12 protein-coding genes are annotated in these 15,379 nt (G+C 42.3%); 3 read left to right on the forward strand and 9 right to left on the reverse strand.

Translation table 11 applies throughout. The annotated features are described in order from the left end of the window. Window positions 1–14: 14 nt before the first annotated feature. From I6F41_RS08870 to I6F41_RS08880, 3 genes are read right to left on the reverse strand one after another with little or no spacing between them, the layout of a single operon-like run. Window positions 15–719: a molecular chaperone gene (locus tag I6F41_RS08870; protein ID WP_182684178.1), complete on the reverse strand. Its 705-nt coding sequence runs from the start codon at window positions 717–719 to the stop codon at window positions 15–17. A 55-nt stretch (window positions 720–774) separates the two neighbouring features. Then, a complete protein-coding gene (locus I6F41_RS08875; protein ID WP_182684179.1) occupies window positions 775–1,251 on the reverse strand; it encodes a hypothetical protein in 477 nt (158 codons plus the stop codon). Window positions 1,252–1,302: 51 nt separating this feature from the next. Then, window positions 1,303–1,773: a hypothetical protein gene (locus I6F41_RS08880; RefSeq protein WP_011328783.1), complete on the reverse strand. Its 471-nt coding sequence runs from the start codon at window positions 1,771–1,773 to the stop codon at window positions 1,303–1,305. Window positions 1,774–2,933: 1,160 nt separating this feature from the next. Here I6F41_RS08880 and I6F41_RS08885 point away from each other — a divergent pair. After that, entirely contained in the window at window positions 2,934–4,139 is a 1,206-nt protein-coding gene (locus tag I6F41_RS08885; protein ID WP_197108202.1) for an acetyl-CoA C-acyltransferase, read from the forward strand. A gap of 55 nt (window positions 4,140–4,194) precedes the next feature. Next, a complete protein-coding gene (locus I6F41_RS08890; RefSeq protein ID WP_011328786.1) occupies window positions 4,195–4,989 on the forward strand; it encodes an SDR family oxidoreductase in 795 nt (264 codons plus the stop codon). 205 nt (window positions 4,990–5,194) lie between these two features. Here I6F41_RS08890 and I6F41_RS08895 read toward each other — a convergent pair whose 3' ends face one another. The 6 genes from I6F41_RS08895 to I6F41_RS08920 all read right to left on the reverse strand — a co-directional run bounded on the left by I6F41_RS08895 (window position 5,195) and on the right by I6F41_RS08920 (window position 13,812). Next, window positions 5,195–6,388, reverse strand: a complete 1,194-nt coding sequence (locus I6F41_RS08895; protein ID WP_011328787.1) for an acyl-CoA dehydrogenase family protein — start codon at window positions 6,386–6,388, stop codon at window positions 5,195–5,197. Window positions 6,389–6,413: 25 nt separating this feature from the next. Beyond that, on the reverse strand, window positions 6,414–7,571 hold the full coding sequence (locus I6F41_RS08900; protein ID WP_197108204.1) for an acyl-CoA dehydrogenase family protein: 1,158 nt from the start codon (window positions 7,569–7,571) through the stop codon (window positions 6,414–6,416). A 21-nt stretch (window positions 7,572–7,592) separates the two neighbouring features. Then, a complete protein-coding gene (locus I6F41_RS08905; protein WP_197108205.1) occupies window positions 7,593–9,203 on the reverse strand; it encodes a FadD3 family acyl-CoA ligase in 1,611 nt (536 codons plus the stop codon). A gap of 10 nt (window positions 9,204–9,213) precedes the next feature. Then, entirely contained in the window at window positions 9,214–10,938 is a 1,725-nt protein-coding gene (locus tag I6F41_RS08910; RefSeq protein ID WP_197108207.1) for an FAD-binding protein, read from the reverse strand. Window positions 10,939–11,017: 79 nt separating this feature from the next. Then, window positions 11,018–12,712 (reverse strand): class I adenylate-forming enzyme family protein, encoded by a 1,695-nt coding sequence (locus tag I6F41_RS08915; RefSeq protein ID WP_197108209.1) that lies wholly within the window; start codon window positions 12,710–12,712, stop codon window positions 11,018–11,020. Next, window positions 12,709–13,812 (reverse strand): MBL fold metallo-hydrolase, encoded by a 1,104-nt coding sequence (locus tag I6F41_RS08920; RefSeq protein WP_197108211.1) that lies wholly within the window; start codon window positions 13,810–13,812, stop codon window positions 12,709–12,711. Before I6F41_RS08920 ends, I6F41_RS08915 begins: the two co-directional genes overlap by 4 nt. A gap of 153 nt (window positions 13,813–13,965) precedes the next feature. Between I6F41_RS08920 and I6F41_RS08925 the strand changes: the two genes are divergently transcribed. Further along, a complete protein-coding gene (locus I6F41_RS08925; RefSeq protein WP_011328793.1) occupies window positions 13,966–15,366 on the forward strand; it encodes a spinster family MFS transporter in 1,401 nt (466 codons plus the stop codon). Window positions 15,367–15,379 lie beyond the last annotated feature (13 nt).

Raw genomic sequence — 15,379 nt, forward strand, 5'->3', positions numbered from 1 at the left:
CAGCAGCCTACACATTAGAACAGCACCTCTAACTCACTTTGCTCTGCATTGAATTGAGCTGGTATTTTTATCGTTACTTCTCGACTTGAGTTAGGTAAAAGTAATTTCCCACTTAATGCTTTACTTAAATCTTCCCCTTCAAGCACTAACTTTTCATTATTTCCTTTAATTACCCACTGCGATTGCGTTAAGCGAATATATTTATTGCCGGTATTTTCTAATAATACTTTCCAGATATCATTAGATTCTTGTGTTTTACTTTTAATTACTAATTTAGCTTCTGCGTTTTTTGGCACCACATTAAATAATGTTTTAAAACTAACTGACATACCAAAACCAGAAGTTGTTCCCTCAGCTACATCAACAGCCACTTGGTTTACTGTAATTCGATAGGCTTTTGAAGCCTCTATAATAGGTTCACCAATATATCTAATAATTACAGATTGGCTTTTTCCTGGTGGGATAATAGTTGTCATGGGTATAATTAAAAAGTCTTCCTCATTACTGACCAGATCCTCATTCCCTTCTTCAGTTATCAGCAAATCATGTGCTGACACTTCAATAGTTAAAGGCTCGTTAGAAGTATTGAGTATGCGCATTGTTTGCTGCGATTGACTACCCATAGATTCAAGTTCTGCAACCATAGGCTGCACCTGAAAAGCAACTGTAGAAAATGAGGTGAAAGTGATAATTAAAGTAAATAAAATTATATAGCGCATATGATTCCTTCCATAATAAATGAAAAAAGGCAGCCTAAAACTGCCTTAATAATAACTAATTAGCTATAATCGATAGCTTCAGCGTGTCTGCGTACGTACCTGAGTATAGCGCAGCTTGCTTAATAGTAATTTTAATAGTACCGCTTAGGCCATTTGCTAAACCCGCGCTACCACTTTCATCTTGAACTACACTTGTATCATTAGCGCCTGTCATTGCCTTTAAGGTCAGTGCATATGGTGCAGCATTTAGTTCAGCCCAATAACCAACACCCTTGTCTTCTTGATCTGCATTTTGTAAATGCCCTTCAGAGGTTGTTAGTGAAACTATTGCCCCATCTGGATCATTACATTTAATACTAACACCGACAGTCTGAGACGCTCCTACTGATAATGCAGGAAATAAGACCGCGCTGCCGCCAGTCGTTGATGCTTGACAGATTGATGCTACTGCACCACCAACGTTAAGGTTTTCTGCTAGTGCTGCACCTGATGTAAGTGCTGCGATTGCTGATAATACGATTAACTTTTTCATTGTTATATTCCTTATCCATGTGACATATGTTTATGTTTAATAATTAATGGTTTACCGCACGCCACCAGAGACTGCAGATGGCGTCATTTCTATGCGAATAACATCCTGGTAATTTCCTGCATAAATTAAAGGGTCTACTAGCTCTAACTGTAGTTTTGCTACACTGTTAAATAAAATTTTATCAACATTAAATGTTTGTGATACTGTTAGGGTCTGTGACGAAACAGACATACTTTGATTAGCATCTGCAATTGACAAGTTAACGTTATAAGCATTTAAGTGAGTACCCTGCTGGTGGCGCAAACCACCGTTTTCTGACAGCATAGATACCCGCATAGGTGAGTTACAATTAATTGCTAACTCTGTATTAGCGAAGCCATCTGAAGAAATAATTAAGTTTTTATTTTCTGCCGTAAACTCACATTTAGGTGAAATGTACCCAACTAAAGTAAGTGCTACTTCATCGTTGCTATATGCATTACATGCAAAGCAACATAATAAATAACCTAGATATTTTTTCATTATTGCCATTTCCTTTGAGCAACTTCGGTAAGACGATTTAATCTTAAGATAAAATAACGGTTTAGTGAGTTTTCATTTGCTTACTTACCAAACAATCCTGCAATTAAATGTAATAGTATTAGCACTTAATTTTTATAAATATGCGTACTAAACAATTCACAAGCCTCAACGACCCATAAATTAAAAACCGTTTTAATAGTGTGTAAAATATGTGTTTATAATTTATAAACAACGTAAAACTAGGTAAACAAAAAATAAACTGTCTTTATTTGATCCTAATAACTTTTATAAACTCTATTAGCTAAACATAATTAAATACCTCGTTCACTTTTCATTCATTTCATGTGTTTTTTTAGCCTGTTTAATTAATAAAAAACAACTTTCCCACTTAAAAAATTCTTTTTAATTAGAGCCTGTTTACCATCTAAGGTTTAATTTTTAGCAATTTGCTTGGCTTTTAGGTTAGACAGAGCCTATGTAATGTCGTTATTTCCCACATACTAGGTGATATAGACGTATAAATGCCAAACACACGCTGATCGAGTAGTTTTGCCAAGGGTGATGAACTATTTTTATCTACATGGGTATAGGTGAGCGGCGGAAGCTTTGCTCGTTTTTACTTATTTTTACTTGGTTTTAAGCTAGTAGAATAAGGAAAAAACAGTTACCGAGAATACTAGGTTACAAATCTCGCACCGCGATTAAAGCCCCCTAGAGTGAAAAAGGTTCAACCATGAACGGTCAATATACCCTAACTACTTTCAATAAATTGCAGGAACCACAACGTAAATTCATTAAAATTAATTCCGTTTGTAACTGTTTCCCTTTCTAAAATCCGCGGCAAATGTTGTCTTGCTTTACTCATCACTATTAAAGCTAAACTCGCCCAATAAGCGAATTAATAAGCAGTACAAACCAATAACTAATTCTCTTTATTTTACTAATTAGTTATTGCCTACCTCAAATGGTCGATGTTCACAGTGACGCGATAAGGGTTAATGTAGATATGGAAAACTCTATTTTTACCCGTGGTAATAATTGCAATTAATCTGACTAATTTAACCAATACACACGTGTTATTGCAGCAACTCAGCATTATTACCTAGCTAAAATTTAACCGTAAGAGTGCCTTTGCACTTCAAAATAAAAAAGGAATAATCATGCGCGAAGCAGTTATAGTTTCTACCGCCAGAACGCCTATGGGCAAAGCCTTTCGTGGTGCCTTTAACGATACCGAAGCGCCTGCATTATCAGGTCATGCAGTTGAGCAAGCCGTTAAACGCGCGGGTATTGATGGTGCTGAGGTTGATGATGTGATCATTGGTTGTGCAGCGCAGCAAGGTACTCAAGGCTATAACTTGGGCCGTTTAACAGCGACCGCTGCAGGCCTACCTAATAGCGTGCCGGGTATGACTCTTGACCGTCAGTGTTCATCTGGATTAATGAGTATAGGTTTTGCGGCGCAAAATATTATGCTTGGTTCAATGGATATTGTGGTTGCCGGTGGCGTTGAATCTATTTCTATGGTGCAAAACAAACACAAAAATACTTATCGTAATATTTCAAAAAAAGTACTGTCGCATTCAGAGCATGCCTATATGCAGATGATCGAAACGGCAGAAGTGGTTGCTAAGCGCTACAACATTTCACGTTTAGCGCAAGATGAGTACAGCTTACAGTCGCAACTGCGTATTGCTGCGGCGCAAAAAAACAACCTGTTTGATAATGAAATTGTGCCAATGGCATCTACTAAATCAGTATTTAACCGCGAAACCAAAGAGGTAACCTTTGAGGACGTATTGCTAGCTAAAGATGAAGGCAACCGCCCTTCTACAACTATTGAGAGCCTACAAAGCTTAGAACCGGTGTGGAAAGATGGTCGCGTTATTTCACAAGGTGAATTTATTACAGCAGGTAATGCAAGTCAGTTATCTGATGGCGCATCAGCCTGCGTGGTAATGGACTCACAATTAGCGGCGCAAAAAGGCTTAGCGCCAATGGGTGTGTTTCGTGGTATGGCGGTTGCAGGTTGCGATCCCGATGAAATGGGTATTGGCCCTGTGTATGCTATTCCTAAGCTATTAAAACAACATGGTTTATCAATTGATGATATTGGTTTGTGGGAAATTAACGAAGCGTTTGCGTGTCAGCTTATTTATTCGCGCGACTACCTAGGTATTGATAACAATAAACTTAACGTTAATGGCGGCGCTATCGCCATTGGCCATCCCTTTGGTATGAGTGGTGCGCGTATGGTGGGCCATGCCCTTATTGAAGGCAAGCGTCGCGGTGTTAAATATGTTGTGGTGAGCATGTGTATTGGCGGTGGCATGGGTGCTGCGGGTTTATTTGAGGTATGCCTGTAAGGCAACCTTAATTTGCACAGCAACATGTTAGTCTAATTTAAGTAAGGAGATATTAATGTCTATACTCGATAGATTTCGCCTCGATGGCCAAGTCGCTATTGTTACCGGCTCAGGGCGTGGCATAGGTGCTGCCATAGCACTGGCATTAGCCGATGCGGGTGCCGATATTGTAGTCACTGCCAGAACCATCGAAGATATTGAACAAACAGCAGCGCAAATACGCCAACGCGGCAGCCGCGCTTTAGTCGTTGCGTGCGATGTACTTGATGAGCAACAACGACAGTCATTAGTTGATAAAACAATTGAGCATTTTGGTCGACTCGATATTTTAGTCAATAACGTCGGTGGCTCAGGCGCAATTAAGCCTACACTTAGCAGCAGCGCAGCAGAGTTAGAAAATTGCTTTAAGCTCAATACCGCTACCGCGTTTGATTTGTCACGTATTAGTGCCCCGCACATGGTAAATACCAGTGGCCAAGGCAGTATTATTAATATTTCATCGGTAGCTGGGCAGTTAGCTCAGCCCGGCTTTATCAGTTACGGCATCGCCAAAGCGGCATTAAATTTTATGACGCTTAATTTAGCGCAAGATTTTGCACCTAAAGTGCGCGTTAATGCAATTAGCGTAGGCTCAACCCTTACCGAAGCACTTAAAGGCGTAATGAATGATGAAATGGAGCAGGCTATTGTTAAACGTACACCTATGAATCGCTTAGGTCAGCCTGAAGATGTAGCGGCTTGTGCGCTATTTTTAGCCTCGCCGGCGGCGGGCTATATCACTGGTGAAATTTTTGGTGTTAATGGGGGACTAACCGACGCGCCAATGCCTATGCCTCGCAGTAGTTTTTAACGTCCTTACTGTATTCAAATAAAGCCCGCTGATTAAGCGGGCTTAGCTTTACAGCCCTTCTTACTCTTTAGTTAATTTTTGAACTCACAGCCTTCGCTAAAAATAACCCCACCAGCCCAGTCGTAATGAGCAATAAAATAAGTAACCTGACGTGCTGGTTAAGCGATTTTTTATCCGTTACATCAGGTTAAGTAATACAATTATTTTATGCGGTTATTTTAGGCTCTTTGGGCATACCTAAGCCACGTTCAGCAATAATGTTACGTTGTATTTCGTTAGTGCCACCATAAATGGTATCTGAGCGAACAAACAAATACATAGCCTGTAAACGGGTTAATGTATAAGGGCCTGACTCTAGTATTTCGGCTTCGGGGCCAAGTACATCCATTGCCAGTTCGCCTAAATCACGGTGCCATGTTGCCCAAAATAACTTATAGATCAGCGCTTCTTTTTGTAAGCCGCCATCACCTGTATCTGAGAGCATACGCATACTGTTGTAGCGCATTATTTTAAGCCCTATATGAGCGTCAGCAATGCGTTGGCGAATAGTTGGATTTTGGCTTTTACCATTGGCTTTGGCTATATCAATAATTTGATTAAGCTCATTTTGAAACTGCATTTGCTGACCTAAGGTCGACACGCCACGCTCAAAATTAAGTAAACCCATAGCAATAGCCCAGCCTTCACCTGGTTGCCCTACAATATCGTCGGCATCACATTCGGCTTGATCAAAAAACACCTCATTAAACTCAGAGGTGCCGGTAAGTTGCCTTATGCCACGCACTTCAATACCTGGCTGATCCATTTTCATTAAGAAAAAGCCTAGCCCTTTGTGAGCGCTAGAATTTGGGTTAGTACGCGCTATAACAAAAATATAGTCAGATTCATGCGCAAGCGATGTCCACACTTTTTGCCCGCTAATAATCCACTTACCTTTGGCTTCGTCAAAATGTGCCTTGGTATTAACATTAGCTAAGTCTGAGCCTGCACCAGGCTCAGAATAACCTTGGCACCAAAGTGCGGTTCCGGCTGCAATGCCTGGCAAGTATTTTTGTTTTTGCGCTTCACTACCAAAGGCAATTAACGTTGGCCCAGCAAGCCCTTCACCTATATGCCCAACACGACCCGGCGCACCGGCGCGAGCATATTCTTCATTAAAAATAACTTGCTGCTCAATAGAGCACCCTCGGCCACCATATTCTTTAGGCCAACCAATGCAGGTCCAACCTCCTTGCGCGAGCTTTTGTTCCCACTTTTTACGCTCCAGAGGAAACATGTGTTCATCCCCTGGGCCACCGCGAAATTTAAGCTGCTCAAATTCACCCACTAAATTCTCAAAGAGCCAAAGTGCCACTTCGGCGCGAAATTTTTCGTCTTCATCACTAAAACTTAATTTCATCTGTTTTACCTTTTTTAGCAGCCATTTAATCTAATAACAATGTTGCGACGTGTTCACGATGATAAGCTGCATCACCTAAAAATAACTCAGACGACTTGGCTCGTTTAAAATATAAGTGCACGTCATATTCCCAGGTAAACCCTACTCCACCATGAAGCTGCAGCGCATCTCCGGCATTTTTAAAGTAGCCTTCTGAGCAATACGACTTAGCTACGCTGGCTGCTTCGCCTAACTCATCGGCCAACAAACCACCACTGAGCGCCTCCTCTGCTACGCACGCAGCGTAATAAACGGCTGAGCGCGCCACCTCGGTACGCAGCATCATATCTGCCGCTTGGTGTTTAACTGCTTGAAAACCCGCTATAGGCCTACCAAACTGCACTCGCTCTTTGGTGTACTCTACAGTTAAATCTAATACTTGTTGCGAGCCACCTACTTGCTCTGCTGCAATGGCTATAGCAGCTAGTTGCAATACTTTATTTAGCTGTGGCCAAGCATTATTTTCCTCGCCCATTAATTGGCTGCTGCTCACTCGCACATTATCAAACACTATTTCTGCCTGTTTACGTGTTTGATCCATAGTTGGCAACCAAGTGCGCTTTACTCCGGGGGTGTCTGAGTCTATTGCAAATAAACTTATTCCTTGCTCGCCCTCACTGCTTTCATTACGTGCGGCAACTATTAATAATTGCGCCGTGTGGCCATCTAGTACATAACGATATGTGCCATTAAGTACATAATCATCGCCCTGTGCAGTTACAATGCCTTGCACTGCTGTTGCGTCCCACTGGCCATTTTTACTGGTATAGGCAAGCGTAGCGGTTAAACTACCTTCACATATTTGCGTTAAATATTGTTGCTTTTGCTCATCAGTGCCGGCAACTATTAAGGCATTACTGGCTAAACACACGGTTGAAAAAAACGGCGAACATAATAAATAACGTCCCATTTGCTCCAGCATAACCACCAAATCTACATAGCCTAGTCCCATGCCGCCATATTCTTCCGGTATATGAATTGCCTGCCAGTACATTTCTTCGCAAATACGTTGCCATATTTGTGGATCAAAGCCTTGCTCAGTGTCCATTGCGCTGCGTATTGCATTCGATGACGATACTTCAGCTAAGAAGGCTTGCGCAGTATCGCGGATCATTTTCTGCTCTTCGGTAAATGAAAATTCCAAATGTTTGCTCCTTCTAAAATTTTACTGTTGCAAAAAATGCTTTATCAGTTCTGCTTTAACTACTTTGTTAGAAGCATTTACTGGCATTGCGTCAATTATTTTGATTTTTCTGGGTACTCGATAATTTGCCATGCGCTCACGACACCAAGTCATTAACGTTGCCTCATCAAGTTCTGCTGATGATTTTAAAGTAATAAATGCACAGCCAACTTCTCCCATGCGCTCATCTTTAATTCCTACCACTGCAACTTGTGCAATAGCGCTGTGCTCAATAAGTACTGCCTCTATTTCTGCCGGATAACAATTAAATCCGCCCGAAATGTACATATCTTTTAGTCTGTCGGTAATGCTTAAATAGCCATTTTTATCTAAATGCCCAACATCGCCGGTGTGCAGCCAATTGTCTTTATCTATGGTTTCGGCGGTGGCTTGTGGTTGCTCAAAATACCCTTTCATTACATGAAAACCACGAATACAAATTTCGCCAGTTTCATTAGCACCGAGTATTTCACCCTGCTCAGACATTATTGCTATTTCGGTGCCTTCTATTGCACGGCCACTGGTACTGGCGATGGTGGCAACGTCGGTATCAATGCCACAAATACTTGCTAAACCACCGCACTCAGTTAATCCATAGGCTGTGGTTACCACTTTAAAACCTAATAACTCACGCATTCGCTCTATTAAAATAGGCGGAATAGTTGCAGCGCCAGTAACGGCTATGCGCAGGCTACTTAAGTTAGCGCTTGCCAACTGTGGATGAGCAAGCAATGATAAATAAAGTGTTGGTGGCCCAGGTAATACGGTTATTTTATCTTGGCTAATTCGGGCAAGTACATCATCGGCGTCAAACACTGCTTGTGGTAAAATAGTCGCGCCTGCTAATAAACAACTTACCCATCCGGCTTTATAACCAAAGGCATGAAAAAACGGATTAACCACTAAATAGCGATCGCCAGGTACTATGCCTAAGGTTTTTACAAATACGCTAAACGCTTTAATTATTGCCCCATGGCGGCTCATAACACCTTTGGGTTTGCCTGTAGTGCCAGAGGTAAACATAAGATCAGACAGATTATCTGCACCAACCCCTAAGGCAATTTCACGGGCACTGCGCTCATCTATGCTGTCTTTTCTGGCTAAAAAGCTTTGCCAATCACAACAAATATCAAGTGGCTCCCCTTTACGCGGGGTTAAGGTTACAATCGACAGTTGCTGTGGAGTGAATAATTTTGCCAATTCGCCGGGGTAGTCACTTTTTAAAAAGTCACCAACACTAAACACTAACTTTGCGCCACTGCGATTAATAATTTCAGCCGCTTCAACTGCTTTCATACGGGTATTGATAGGTACTAACACTGCTCCGGCCATTTGCAAACCAATCGCGGCAAGCACCCAGCGCCCAGAGTTTGCTCCCCAAATAGCCACGCGATCGCCCGGTTTTATTCCAAAAGCAATAAGTGCACGGCTAACATTTAAACTCTCAGTAGGTAAGTCTTGATAGGTTATTTTTGCTTCGCCATCTTCAATGGCAATAAGTTGTCCATGGCGCTTTGCAGCAGCAAACACTAATTTAGGAATACTATCCACTTCGCTGCTAATGCCAGGGTCTAATGAATTATCGATCGTCATATGCAATTCTCTAGTCATTGGCTTCTGCGCCGCGGTTAGCTGTAATGTGATTAGCCGCAACGTAACCAAAGGTCATAGCTGGGCCAATTGTTGCACCCGCGCCTGGGTAACTTGTGCCCATAACTGAGGAGGAACTATTACCTATGGCATAAAGTCCTGCAATGGGCTCACCCGATGGGCGTACCACTTGGGCATACTCATTAGTAAGCAAGCCACCTTTAGTGCCAATATCGCCCGGATGAATTTTTAATGCGTAATAAGGGCCTTTTGTTAGCGGTGCTAAACAAGGATTAGGTTTTACTTTGGTGTCGCCGTAATAACGGTCAAACACATTACCGCCACGGTCAAAGTCTTCATCTACACCCGTTGCTGCGTAGTGGTTCATCTTTTGTACTGTTTGTGCTAATCCATCAGCATCAATATTAACTAGTTTTGCCAGCTCTGCTAAGCTATCGGCTTTAAAATAAACCGAGCCTAACCAGGCTTTGGGCGCTCTGCTATCTGGCATAATTTTGCCAGGCATCAGTGGTCCCATAGCGTATTCATGGCGAAAATGGCCATCAAAAACCACCCAAGCAGGAATAGAATTACCCATTTTTTGATGATTACGATACATAGCATCACCAAATTCTAAATAAGGCGCTGCTTCGTTAAAAAACCGTTGCCCGGCACCATCAACAACAATAGCACCAGGAAAGGCTCGCTCGGCAAATAAACCACGAGCGTTGCGCTCTTTAGGTACATTTAAGGTAGGTGTCCACCAGCACCAATCAAGTAAATCGGTGGCTGCACCTAGTTTTTGCCCCGCTTCTAATGCCGCGCCAGTGTTACCGCCTTTAGGTGTTGCACTCCAGCTTTGTTGTGACGGTGCCGGTAAATATTTTTCACGTAATGCTTGATTTTGCTCAAAGCCACCACTGCCCATTATTACGCCATAACGCGCATTTAATGTAAGTTCTTGGCCATCGCGTAGCACTTTAATACCGGTCACTTTGTCGTTATTAATAACAAAGTCGGTAAACTCTGTATCGCGCCATAATGGAATATTACGATCGCATAACGAGTGGCGCAGTGATGCCACTAAACTCGCGCCTAACCCTGCTCTGCGATCGCGGCGTCCTTTTTTACGCTGCTTAAAGTCCAATTTATAACGTAGCATTAAACCAATTATCATCAGCATCCAGCCGCGCTCCTTCGACACTGCTTTATGTGCTTGGCGCGCAGTCCACGACATTTTCCCCATCAGTAATGCATTACCGGCAGCAGGCTGTTGGTTATCCATTTCATCGCCCAGCCCTGTGGTATCGTATAGCTCTGGATCCATACTACGCCCACCCGGTAATGAGCCTTCAAGGTGTTGATAGTAATCGGGGTACTTATCGGCAACCGCAAATTTAACGCGGCTGTTAGCTTGCAGCTCGTGCAGCATTTTTGGTGCATTATCTAAATAGGCACGAATACGCGTCTCATCAACACTGCCTTGGCTGGCCGCTTTAATATAAGTGAGTGCTGCTTCATAGCTGTCTTTGCCGCCAAGTGCACGAAATTCATCGTTATTTGGGATCCAAATACCACCTCCAGATATTGCAGAGGTGCCTCCGTATTTATCGGTTTTTTCAACAATAAGTACTGAGTTACCCTGATCGGCGGCAAACAGTGCTGCAGTCATTGCACCCGCTCCCGAACCGACAACAATTACATCGTAATTTTTTTCAACATCATTGGCTGTGGTCATCTACCTTCTCCTGTTCAATTATTTTTATTCACTAATGACTAATCTGCGCTTTATTGGCTTTTTTAACGGCGATTAACATTTATTGATAAAGCTTTGTTTTTAATTTGTTTCTTAAAATTTTACCAGCCGGATTACGCGGTAATTTATCTTCCATAAGATGAATTTTCTGCGGTACTTTATATTTAGCCAGTCGTTGTGCTACATGTGCGAGCAATTGCTGCTCTTCAATAAACTCGCCTTCTAATGGGCAAACAACAGCAATAACGGCCTCACCGGTTTCTTCATCTGGAATACCAAACACTGCTACTTCGGCTACCGCAGGGTGTTCAAGCAAACACGACTCTACTTCGGCTGCGGGAATATTTTCCCCCGCGCGGTTAATCACATCTTTAATACGGTCAACAATAAACAAAAAGCCTGCGTCGTCTATATAGCCCAAGTCGCCGGTATGTAACCACCCAGAGCGTATTGCATCTTGAGTTGCTGTTAAGTCGCCAACATACTGATCCATTAAAGTAATACCGCGCATACATACTTCGCCCACACTATTGCTAGGTAACGACTGTCCATCTGTTGCGCAAATACGTACTTCCATAATGGGCGAAATAAGCCCAGAGCTTTTGGGTGCATGGCGAAATAAATCGCCAGACGCTGCTGCGCCCACGCCATTGGTTTCGGTCATACCAAAGCCAATTCCTATCATTTGCTCAGGTAGGCTAGACAGCGTTTTATCAATTAAGCTTGCTGGTAGTCCTGCGCCGCCAAAACCTAAACCACTAAACGAGGCCATAACTTCTGCACTATGAAAACTCGGCTCTCGTAATAACTGCATCACCATAGATGGCGCACCATTAAATTGTGTTACTTGCTCTTTTTTGATCAGTTCAATTGCCTCTAGCGGATCCCACTTATGGGTAAACACTAAGCGCCGCCCGCCACGTAATGCCGACAATAACTGGGCATGTAAACCACTTACATGAAATAACGGCACCGCGGTTAAAATAGTAGGCACCAGTCCTTTTTCCATAATTAGCGCTAATGCTTTAGGTGAGGTCATTGCCGATATTGCACCAATAAAGTCAATATTATAAAGTGCTTGGCACACTGCAATATGGCTCGACTCAACCGCTTTAGCCACGCTGGTCGCACCTGAGGTAAACAGTACTAAAGCCGCATCGGTCGCTGTTATTGTGGGTGGTTCAATGCTGTGTGCTGAATAATTAAGCGCCTCTGTAAAGTCTATTGCAGCAGCAGATTGCGATAAATCTAATGCTGTATCGTTTAATACTAAGGTATCGGTTAACCACTCATTACTTTGGCTAATTCGCTGCCATCTTGGGCCATCACAAATTAATAATTTAGGCGTAATACCATTAAGTGCAGTTATTAGCTCTTGCTGCATCCCAAAACTGTTGAGTGGTGCAGGTACTGCACCTATCAATGCTATCGCGCAAAAAGCAATAACCCACTCAGATCGGTTACGCATTGCAATAGCAACACGATCCCCTTGCTTTATGCCATGTTGCTGCAAGTAACTGGCAACATTATCAACGTGTTGAAAAAACTGTTTATAGCTGCAGTGCTCTCCCTGATAAACCAAAAATGATTGCTCATCAGTGCGCCTTGCATCATTAATCACTTGCGCTAAATTAAGCGGCGCGTTGCAATACACCTGATAACTTTGACCATTGATTTGCTTATTAGTGATTTCAAATGGTGCGCCAGGTGCCATTAATTGTGATTTAGTGGCAGTGACTAAATTAAATAAACTCATAATGTATTCCCAGCTGCTAATTTTTTGTCCGTGAGTAAGTAACTATTAATGCCTGAATCAGTTTTACGCTGACAAAATAATTCATCATTACTTTCTAACCAATTTAGGTGCGCTAAGGTTTCGCCCAATGCCATCATACTTTCTATGGGTGAAAGAGCGCGTTTAAATAAATGCTTCATTGCCTGATAGGCATTAAATTCAGGAGCTTGCAGTGCAAATGCTCTTAATATATCTAACTGCTCAAAATGATGATCAATCAACTGTTGTACTCGTAAATGCATGTGGCGAAATACTGGGCCATGGGCTGGTAATACTAAGGTTTGTGGGTCGAGCGTTTGTAGCTTTTCAAGCGAACGTAGCCAGTTTTTTAATGGCTGACCTTGCGGCTCTAACTCAGACACTAAAATATTTGAACTAATATTGGGCAATAACTGATCGCCAGCTAGCAGTAGCTTGTCGGCTTCACAATAAAGGCACGCATGCTCTGGCGAATGCCCCTCCCCTATGACTATTTGCCAACGGCGCTTACCTATGGTGAGCACATCCCCTTCACGCAGACGATTAAATGACGGCGGGCTAAATTTTATAAAGGGATCTTTACGGCAACTAGTAATGATCACGTCTAACTCATCACGTGGTAAACCTGCACTATGATAAAAATCTAACTGGTTGTCACTGCCTAGTGCTGCGGTGTTATTACTCAGCGTTTTTAGCATGTAAAACTCACCAAAAGTCATATATAGCGGCACATTAAACGTGGCCATTAACCAACTAGCTAGGCTGCTATGGTCATAATGAAAATGCGTACAAATAACGCCTTTAATTACTTTTTTGTTGCAATGCTGTTTTATTACCGTTAACCATAATTGCCGTGTTGTGTCATTATTAAGCCCGGTATCGAGAATATACCAACCATCGTTATCTTCGAGTAAATAAAGATTTATATGATCCAACGACATCGGCATAGGCATACGTAACCACAACAAACCTTCAGCTATCTCCACTACCGAACCATCCGCATTGGGTGGAGTAATTGGATATTCTAAAAGGCTATGCAGCTGATGGCCTTGTGATTCTTTGGGTAAAATCATCGATTTCATTATTTCTCCAAAAATAAGTGATCAGCGCGTTTATATTTTCTTAACTTAATAAGAAGCCATTTAGCGATTCTGTAATACGTCCAAAAGGACGATGCTGAAATTATTAGCAAAGTTAAGGTAGCTTAAAACAATATCAAAAAGAGAGTGCAATAAATGCAAGTAGGTCAAAGTTCATTAAGCGCAGGTCGGACTCGTCTGACGCTATTATTGCTTTCTATTATTTACGTTTTTTCGTATATCGATCGCAATTTAATTGCCATTGTTCTTGAGCCAATTAAATTAGAGTTTGGCGTATCAGATACTATTATGGGCGCGGTGAGCGGCCTTGCATTTGCCGTTTTATACTCTGCGGTTAGCTTTCCGTTAAGCCGTATGGCCGATAGAGGCACCGACCGTAAAAATATTATTGCGGTATGTTGTGGGCTCTGGAGCCTTGCCACTATGGCCAGCGGTGTTGTTACCCAATTTTGGCAATTTGTAGTTGCCCGTATGACAGTTGCCATTGGTGAAGCAGGCGGTACATCACCGTCTATTTCTATGGTATCTGATTTATACCCTCCACATCGTCGCTCATTTGCAATTAGCTTATATATGCTTGGCCCACACATTGGTTTGTTAGCCGCCATGGCATTAGGTGGTTGGATAGCCCAAGAGCACGGCTGGCGCGCAGTATTCATCTTTTTCGGTATTCCAGGGCTATTACTAGCATTGCTACTTTATGTTTTTGCAAAAGACCCTGGCTTAGGTGTTTATGACACCGATGCTGAGCGTAATATTCGTGCCCAACCGCAAGAAAACTTTTTCCGTGCTGTTGCCGATATTATGAAACTAAAAGGGTTTTTCTTAATTTGTATGGGTACTGCCGTTGCTGGCATGGTCGGCTATGGTTACGCCATTTGGGCCCCTACTTTTATGGTACGCAATTACGATATGTCACTTTCACATGCAGGCCTTACCTTTGGTATAGCCAGTGGTGTTTTTGCTGCTACTGGGTCAATGTTTAGCGGTTATTACTGCGACAAACTAAGCCAAAAAGACTGTCGTTGGCAATTACGTATGCCTGCGATTGGCGTATTAATTAGTATTCCTTTTGGCTTGGCTTTTTTACTTTGGCCTGCCGGCGCCTTTTGGCAATTAGGGAGCCTTAAAATACCGCACGCGATTATATTTGCTGCTGGCTTTAGCTTTTTTAATAGCTGGTGGCCAACACTTGCATTCGCTGCAGTGAGCCATTTAGTTAACAGCTTTCAAAGAGCTACTAGCATTGCAATCTTAAGTTTATTTTTAACCTTTTTTGGTGCCGGTATTGGCCCATTGCTAACCGGTACACTCAGTGACTTATTTTCTGTTGGTGATGCGGGTGAAGGCCTTAAGTACGCCATTGCAGTGATGATTGCTTTATCGTTGTTTTCGGTTTGGTTTTACTACAAAGCCATTGGCCCTTATCAACAACGAATAGCAAGTAAAGTAAGTGATAACGATAAAACAGCGCAATCTTATAATAATAAAGCAGATTGCACCTCAGACAATAATTCAAGTACATCTACTACCTAAATATAAAAAGGAA

The sequence above is a fragment of the Pseudoalteromonas sp. SCQQ13 genome (assembly GCF_015864415.1).
Taxonomy (GTDB): Bacteria; Pseudomonadota; Gammaproteobacteria; order Enterobacterales; family Alteromonadaceae; genus Pseudoalteromonas; species Pseudoalteromonas nigrifaciens.